The following is a 7,342-nucleotide window of genomic DNA, read 5'->3' as shown; positions in this document are numbered from 1 at the left end:
CCGAGAACCCCATGTCGAAAGACATGGGGTTCTTTGTATATCCGGGATATAGCAGGGGGATACCAGGGGAGATTCAGCGCTCTATCTGTAGCGCCTCCTCTCCCCTTCCCCCAAACAAACAATAGCCGCCCGCCAGAGTACACTCTAGCGGGCGGCTTATCTTTCATAAAGCGCTCCCTCACGCCGCCAGCGGCGCCTCAGAAAGCCTTAGAGAAGAAGATACGGGGAACGCTTATGCGTTCTTCCAGGGGTCCTCCACGGGACGAGCTGCATTGTAAGCTGCTGCGCCTGCAACACCCAGCGCAACCAGCAGACCCAGGAACGCCAGGCCCTTGCGGGGGCGCTTGCCGCCGTTACGCTCAATACGAGCCAGTTCCTTCTCAGCGGCGCGAACGGTCTTCGCGGTAGCCTTACGAGCCTTCTTCAGAGCCTTCTTGTTGCCGGTCAGCTTCTCAGCGAACATCTCAGCGGTCTTGCCTTCCAGCGCGGACTCAACAGCAGCCAGGGAAGAGACAATAGCCTGAGCCTTAGCAGCCTTGCGTGCCTTACGCTTCTTGCAGCAGAACATGGGGTGACCTCCATCGGTTGAAATGCGCCAGCGGCCAGAAAACGCCGCCGCGCGCGTAGTGTTCACCTCTCAGGATATTCAATTCCCGCCCAAAAAGCCCGCCCAACGGTGCGCCCGGGGCGAAAAAACATGTTAGATGGCGAATGAGCGCCGCCCCGTGCCACAATAGAGCCATGACTAATGCAACTGCTAAGGCAACTATCCACACTAACTACGGTGACATCGTCGTCGACCTCTTCGGCAACCACGCACCGCTGACTGTTGAGAACTTCATCGGCCTCGCTGACGGCTCCCGTCAGTGGAAGCACCCCCGCACCGGTGAAATCATGAACACCCCCCTGTACAAGGACGTCGTGTTCCACCGCATCATCAAGGACTTCATGATTCAGGGTGGCGACCCCCTGGGCATGGGCGTTGGCGGCCCCGGCTACCAGTTCAAGGACGAGATTCACCCCGAGCTCTCCTTCTCCAAGCCCTACCTGCTGGCAATGGCTAACGCAGGCCCCGGCACCAACGGTTCTCAGTTCTTCATCACCACCGTTGAGACCCCCTGGCTGAACGGCCGCCACACCATCTTCGGTGAGGTCACCGACGAGGCATCCAAGAAGGTTGTTGACGCTATTGAGAGCGTTGAGACCGGCTTCCAGGACCGCCCGGTCAAGGACGTTGTCATCTCCTCGATCGACATCGAAAAGCTCTAATAAACCCCATCAGAAGGCTCATACGAGCATTCTGCTGAAGGTGTTGAGAAAACACGTATAGTTCAGGGGCCCGCCAGGATTCTTCCGGTGGGCCCCTGCGCTTATACGCCCACGCGCGCCATCCCCCGCACACCACCCCGGTTGATCCGGTACACAACCCCTGGAGGTTCAGTGGAGAACTTTCCCAACTACGCAGGCTACGGGCAGACCCCCACCGTCTGCGTCAACCACCCCAACCGCGTTAGCTACGCCCAATGCAAGCGCTGCAACCGCACCGTCTGCGGTGAATGCCAGGTAGCGCTGGATGTGGGCATGGTCTGCCCCGACTGCTACCGCGACCTCACGGGCGGCAGCTCGAAGGCACGGGGTTCGAAAGCACAGGGCTCATTCCTGGCGCGCCACTGGCACATTACGTACACGCTCATTCTGCTGAACGTCGCGATGTACGGTCTGCAGCAGATTATCCCGAATAGGTGGATGGTCAACCACGGCATGATGTGGTGGCCCTATGTTCAGCACGGTGAATATTACCGCCTCATCAGCTACGGTTTTCTGCACTCACAAAACGACCCGATGCACCTGGTGTGGAACATGATTTACCTCTTCATCTTCGGTGTATCTCTCGAACGTATGATGGGGCGCTGGAAGTTCCTTGTGGTGTACCTGGGCTCAATCGTCTTTGGTGCCTTCGGCGTGCACGTGCTGACTCCTTCAACGAGCGTGGCGGGCGCATCAGGCGGCGTGTACGGCCTCTACGGTGCCTTCCTCGTGATCCTGCTTCTTAGGAAGCAAAAGGACACGGCGCGCCTCTTTATGCTGCTTATCGGCATTGGTGTGGTTCAGAGCTTCTTCAACCCGAATATTTCCCACGCATGCCACGCGGGTGGCTTTATCGGCGGTGTACTGCTGACCCTGCTGTTCGTCCCGTTTGTGAAGAAGCCCGAGTCCTCGGATCCGCCGCAGCAGAGCCCGCAGCAATGGCAAAACGGCAGGTACTAGCCTGAAAATCCGCAGAAAATCTTCGGAAAATCCGGCACAAAATCCTTGGAGAGGCAGTGGAGAACTTCCCCAACTATATGAACTACGGGCAGAGCCCCACGGTCTGCGTCAACCACCCCGACCGTGTCAGCTACGCCCAGTGCGGGCGCTGCAACCGCACCGTCTGCGGCGAATGCCAGACGGCACAGGGCGCGGGTGTAGTCTGCCCCGACTGCTATCGCGAGCTTAACGGGGGTAACGCGAGACCGAAGCGTTCCTTCATCGCCCGTCACTGGCATATTACGTACACGCTCATCCTGATCAACGTCGTGGTGTACGGACTGCAGCTGATTATCCCCTTCCGTTGGGTGCACAACCTCGGCATGATGTCGGGTCCCCGCGTTCACCACGGCGAGTACTACCGCCTCATCACGCACGGGTTTGTGCACTCACAAACTGACCCGATGCACCTGGTGTGGAACATGATTTACCTCTTCATCTTCGGTGTGTCCCTCGAGCGCATGATGGGGCGGTGGAAGTTCCTCTTCGTATATATGGCGGCTACCGTGGGTGCCGGCTGCAGCGTGTACCTCTTCTCCTACTACCGGGGTGCCGTGGGTGCGTCAGGCGGTGTGTATGGCCTCTATGGTGCCTTCTTCGTGATTCTGCTTCTCAGGAGGCAAAAGGACACAGCACGCCTCTTTATTCTGCTCATGGGTATTGATGTTGTGCAGAGCCTCTTCCACCCGAATATTTCCCACGCGGGACACTTTGGCGGTCTTGTCAGTGGCGCGCTCGCGACCTTCCTGATTCTCCCATTTGTGAAGAAGCCCGAGTCATCTGAGTCTTCTCAGCCACCGCCGCAGCAGGGCCTGCAGCGGTGGTTCAAGGGTCGCTATTGAGCCTGAAACCCGCGGAAATCCGCCTCGGAGTCGGGTTATCCACAGCAGTTTTCCACATTGTGTATAACTACATTCGTGTAATTCCACGAGTGTGAGTACATGTTAAAAACCTGTGGATACAGGCTAAAACAACCGAATTACATAGGGTGAATTACACGGGTGTAAGAGTTTTCCCCAGATTTCTCCACAGATGTGGAAAACCTTAAGTACCAGGATGTGTGTAATTACAAAAAATTTCGGCGCGAAGCGCCGGATAGAACAAAAAGTGCCCGGAAGGATAAACCTTCCGGGCACTTTTGCGTATCGAGCCCCTCACGGGGCGAAGAAGCAGCGGGCGCGAACCTAGTTCGCCTGAGCCTCCGCCTCCTCAACCTCCTCGGGGTTCAGCTCCACACCGGTGTACAGGCGGAACTGCTCAGCAGCCTGCAGAGCAATCACCTCGCCGCCGTGAATAACTTCCTTACCCGCCGCGCGCGCCGCACGAATCAGCGGGGTCTCAACGGGCATGGCCACCACGTCAAAGACCACCTGCGCCTCAGCAATAGCCTCTTCGGGGTAAGACAGCTCCTCGCTCTCCTCACCGCCAGCCATGCCAATCGGGGTCACGTTCACCAGAATCGGTGCACGCAGGTTACCCACCTCCGGCGCCCAAGCGTACTCGTAACGCTCAGCCAGCGCGCGGCCGGTCTCCTCGTTACGGGCAATAATCATGCCCTGCGAGAAGCCCGCATCAAAGAACGCGCCAGCCACCGCAGCCGCCATGCCGCCCGAACCGCGCAACAGGAACGGCAGAGACGGATCCACATTATGCGAACGCAGCAGGGAAGCCACCGCAATCACGTCCGTGTTGTACGCCTTCAGGAAGCCGTCAGTGTTCACAATCGTGTTCACCGCACCAATGACCGCAGCCGAGTGGTCCATATCGTCCATCAGCGGGATAACAGCCTGCTTGAACGGCATAGACACCGAACAGCCACGAATACCCAGTGCACGCACGCCGGCGATAGCGCCCTCAATATCGGTGGTGGTCATCGCCTTGTACAGGTAGTCCAGACCGTGCTTCTCGTACAGGTAGTTGTGGAACTTAATGCCGTGGTTCGACGGGCGGCCAGACAGAGAGATGCAGACCGTCGTATCGCGGTTCAGCGCCGGGCGAGCCATCTTAAGCCTCGCCGCCGGAGTTGAGGGTGTTCTCAATCAGCTTCTTCACCTTGTTGCGGCTCACCAGGTCAGCCACCACAAAGTGGGTGTCGCCGGTGTCCACGGTGGGGACGGTCGCGTTGCCGTCGTTGAGGGACTTCACGTGCGCCTCAGCCTGCGGGTCCTCCCAAATGTTCACCCAGGTAGCGTGGTCGCCCAGCTCGCCCAGCTTAGAATCCAGAGCCTCGCAGTAGGGGCAGCCGGGGCGCCAGTAAATGACGACGCCGCCATCCTTCATAACCTCGCGTGCCTTCTGCTGATCGGACTGCTGACGTTCAAACATAGTTCCTCCATAGACGGGGTGCTCCGCGGTCTCCAGGAGGCGCTAAAACCTGCCTGAGGGCGTAGCTTAATAAGTTGATGTATCAAGCATAGCTTGAGTACGTAGGTGCGGGGGAGAGGCCCTCATACGGCGAGCATCCGCGGCGCACTCTCAGACCCCCGCGCCTTAACGGCATACGCCCCACACCACGGTTGCCGGACCAATGATGCGGGGCGTATACAGTTCGCGAGAAAGCGCGAGCACTTGTGCTGAGTAAGAGTAAAAGAAGAGTGAAAACAGGCTACCCGGCGGTAGCAGAAGCTGAGCAATATGCCGAGTGAGTCAGTGAGTGAAAGAACCCAGGCGGGGCAGAATGCCCCATATATTCGAGAGAGATGTTGAGTGAAAGCCTGTAATGCAAACCCAGGGGAATGGCGCCCTACCTCATGAGGAGGCGAGGTAGGGCGCCAATCCAAAGGGAGGCTGTCGCCTTACTTGCCGAACTTCTCGGTCAGCTTGGAGACGTTGTCGGTCACGACCTCTTCAACCTTGGCAATGTGCTCGTCGGTGACGACCTCCTTGCCAGCCTTCTCGTTGATGACTTCCTGAGCCTTGTCGAGGCCCTGCTCAACGGTGCCCTTGATATCGAAGCCCACGGGGGCCTCCTTTCTGCGCTTTCGCGCTCTAAAGCCTCACTCTGGGTGAGGGGGTCTGCCCGGACGGGCTAAATCGGAGTGTGATGCTTTGGTGGACGAAACCTGCAAGCTGGGTTTGTATGTGACGGTCGAACCCAGTGTAGATGCTATCCATATGCCGGACTATGCGCATCGAAACTTTACAGCTCACGGATTGCGTCCGTCGATAAGTGTACATACCCGCGAAGGCAAGAAAAACCACCCTCGTGAAACGTGGCGAAGCTTTTGATCAACGATCAAAGAATCGTGGCTTATCAGTGCGTTATTAGGGGTGTTACACGGAGGATTTTTATAGAAACTCGCAGGAAACTTCCAGCTATGAATATTGTTCAAAACCCAAAAATACGCCCGTATGACACCCCGACGCTTTATGACGGCCCTACGGGACCCCCTAAAACACCGGAATATCCGTAGGATCCGCGCCCGCCGCCCAATCATGAGACGCCGCAAAACCAGCAACCATCGGCAAAAAACGAGGCGCCGCATAGCCGCGCACCGCATAGGTGGTCGCCACCGCATCCGCAGCAGCCTCAAGCTGAGAAGTCGGAATCAGCGCCATCACCGCGCCACCAAAACCGCCACCCACAATACGGGCACCCAGCGCGCCCTGATCCAGGCACACCTGCACCGCATCATCAATCTCCGGGCGAGAAACACGCAACTCATCACGCATCGACACAAACGACTCCGTGAAAATACGGCCCGCCTCCTCAAACGCCGCGAAACCAAGCTCATCAGCATGCTGCAGCAGATAGCTCGCACGACCCACCAGAGTCATGTCGTGGAACGCATGACGCACCCAACCGCGCGGGAACGAACACGGACGACCCGCATCCTCCAGAGCATCCAGGGCACGATTCACCGAAGAATCCACCAAATCAGCACGCCACGCCTTCGCCGCGCGCGCATCCATACCCGCACAGGACAAATCCTCCGGCAACGCATCACGCAAAAAACGCAGACCCAAAGCCTCAGCGCACGCCTCAGACGCCGCACGACGAGCCGCAAAACCGCCATCCGTCAGCTCATGCGGAGTGTTCGTGTCAATCACCAAAAAACTCAGGCCGTGCTGGGCAATATCCACCGCAACCGGCTCAATCGAAAAATCACGGAAATCAACCACCAGCGCCTGCTCAGGATGCGAACGCAACGACGCCGTCTGATCCAGACCACCCGTCTGCGCACCAGCCACCTTATTCTCAGCCGTAATACACACCTGAGCCAGACGTGCACGCAACGCATCACTATCAGCCGGGGTAGCATCCACCTCCGGGCAATCCTTACGCACCGGACACGAAAGCTCCAACAGCGCCAACGCTGTCGAACACTCCAAAGCCGCCGAAGACGACAAACCGCCACCCACCGGAACACGAGAATTAATCAGCAGGTCAGCGCCAAACTCATCAGGCAGCATAATATCCCTGCCGCCCTCCTGATTCATCGCCCACGCAACACCCGCCACATAGGTGAACCAGCCCTTCAAATGACCCGGCTGAATATCGCGAATCACAACCGTGCGCTCATCGCCGGGCATCTGCAAAGAAGCCGCACGCAATACACCATCACGACGCAACGCACCCGCCACATAGGTGCGGTACGGCAGCGGCATCGGCAGGCACGAGCCACCCAAAAAATCGATGTACTCGCCCAAAAGATTCAGACGCCCAGGCGCCGACCACACGCCATCCGGCTCATAACCATACGCAGTAATAAACTCCTCACGAACGCGGGCAATCTCCGCGCTATGGTCCGGAAGAGCCGCCCACTGGGCGGTAGCGGTCATCGACATGGAACACCTCTGATAAAGCCCAACAGGGCACTAAGACATCAACGACACCCCACCCGCACCCGATACACCCCGGATACAAGCACGTGTCACCTCTAGACTAAAGCAGAAAACCAGCGAACATCGACTCAGCCGCCAAACCGCACCGGTATCGGAGCACGGCAGGGCGGCCACGCACGCAAAAGCCCCGCACCCCCACGAGGGGGCACGGGGCACCATACATAACTAATAAACCAAAAGAAGGGCTAAG

Annotated in this window: 8 protein-coding genes; 3 read left to right on the top strand and 5 right to left on the bottom strand. The window is 58.1% G+C overall.

Annotated elements, in window-relative coordinates; genetic code table 11:
* Positions 1 to 232: 232 nt before the first annotated feature.
* Complete coding sequence (locus AB8C10_RS01260; protein ID WP_005504118.1) at positions 233 to 568, bottom strand: hypothetical protein; 336 nt, start codon at positions 566 to 568, stop codon at positions 233 to 235.
* A 173-nt stretch (positions 569 to 741) separates the two neighbouring features.
* Between AB8C10_RS01260 and AB8C10_RS01255 the strand changes: the two genes are divergently transcribed.
* The 3 genes from AB8C10_RS01255 to AB8C10_RS01245 all read left to right on the top strand — a co-directional run bounded on the left by AB8C10_RS01255 (position 742) and on the right by AB8C10_RS01245 (position 3,149).
* The gene (locus AB8C10_RS01255; protein WP_219100311.1) at positions 742 to 1,269 is read left to right on the top strand and encodes a peptidylprolyl isomerase; all 528 of its coding nucleotides are present in this window, start codon (positions 742 to 744) and stop codon (positions 1,267 to 1,269) included.
* A 171-nt stretch (positions 1,270 to 1,440) separates the two neighbouring features.
* The gene (locus AB8C10_RS01250) at positions 1,441 to 2,268 is read left to right on the top strand and encodes a rhomboid family intramembrane serine protease (protein WP_296544573.1); all 828 of its coding nucleotides are present in this window, start codon (positions 1,441 to 1,443) and stop codon (positions 2,266 to 2,268) included.
* Positions 2,269 to 2,324: 56 nt separating this feature from the next.
* On the top strand, positions 2,325 to 3,149 hold the full coding sequence (locus AB8C10_RS01245; RefSeq protein ID WP_368866576.1) for a rhomboid family intramembrane serine protease: 825 nt from the start codon (positions 2,325 to 2,327) through the stop codon (positions 3,147 to 3,149).
* A gap of 342 nt (positions 3,150 to 3,491) precedes the next feature.
* On the opposite strand, the gene AB8C10_RS01240 is transcribed toward AB8C10_RS01245, so the two are convergent.
* The 4 genes from AB8C10_RS01240 to AB8C10_RS01225 all read right to left on the bottom strand — a co-directional run bounded on the left by AB8C10_RS01240 (position 3,492) and on the right by AB8C10_RS01225 (position 7,095).
* The gene (locus AB8C10_RS01240; protein ID WP_368866575.1) at positions 3,492 to 4,310 is read right to left on the bottom strand and encodes a shikimate 5-dehydrogenase; all 819 of its coding nucleotides are present in this window, start codon (positions 4,308 to 4,310) and stop codon (positions 3,492 to 3,494) included.
* 1 nt (position 4,311) lies between these two features.
* Complete coding sequence (locus tag AB8C10_RS01235) at positions 4,312 to 4,632, bottom strand: glutaredoxin domain-containing protein (protein ID WP_049326839.1); 321 nt, start codon at positions 4,630 to 4,632, stop codon at positions 4,312 to 4,314.
* Positions 4,633 to 5,102: 470 nt separating this feature from the next.
* A complete protein-coding gene (locus tag AB8C10_RS01230) occupies positions 5,103 to 5,267 on the bottom strand; it encodes a ribosome recycling factor (RefSeq protein ID WP_294627303.1) in 165 nt (54 codons plus the stop codon).
* A gap of 430 nt (positions 5,268 to 5,697) precedes the next feature.
* Positions 5,698 to 7,095, bottom strand: a complete 1,398-nt coding sequence (locus AB8C10_RS01225; RefSeq protein ID WP_368866574.1) for a galactokinase — start codon at positions 7,093 to 7,095, stop codon at positions 5,698 to 5,700.
* Positions 7,096 to 7,342 lie beyond the last annotated feature (247 nt).

This window comes from Rothia mucilaginosa (assembly GCF_964210535.1).
GTDB classification, from domain to species: domain Bacteria; phylum Actinomycetota; class Actinomycetes; order Actinomycetales; family Micrococcaceae; genus Rothia; species Rothia mucilaginosa_F.
This window is presented reverse-complemented; position numbering and strand designations above follow the sequence as displayed.

Coding starts and splice junctions, on each gene's coding strand:
- AB8C10_RS01240 (WP_368866575.1), bottom strand. CDS start 4,310: ATGGCTCGCCCGGCGCTGAACCGCGATACGACGGTCTGCATCTCTCTG.
- AB8C10_RS01225 (WP_368866574.1), bottom strand. CDS start 7,095: ATGTCGATGACCGCTACCGCCCAGTGGGCGGCTCTTCCGGACCATAGC.
- AB8C10_RS01260 (WP_005504118.1), bottom strand. CDS start 568: ATGTTCTGCTGCAAGAAGCGTAAGGCACGCAAGGCTGCTAAGGCTCAG.
- AB8C10_RS01235 (WP_049326839.1), bottom strand. CDS start 4,632: ATGTTTGAACGTCAGCAGTCCGATCAGCAGAAGGCACGCGAGGTTATG.
- AB8C10_RS01255 (WP_219100311.1), top strand. CDS start 742: ATGACTAATGCAACTGCTAAGGCAACTATCCACACTAACTACGGTGAC.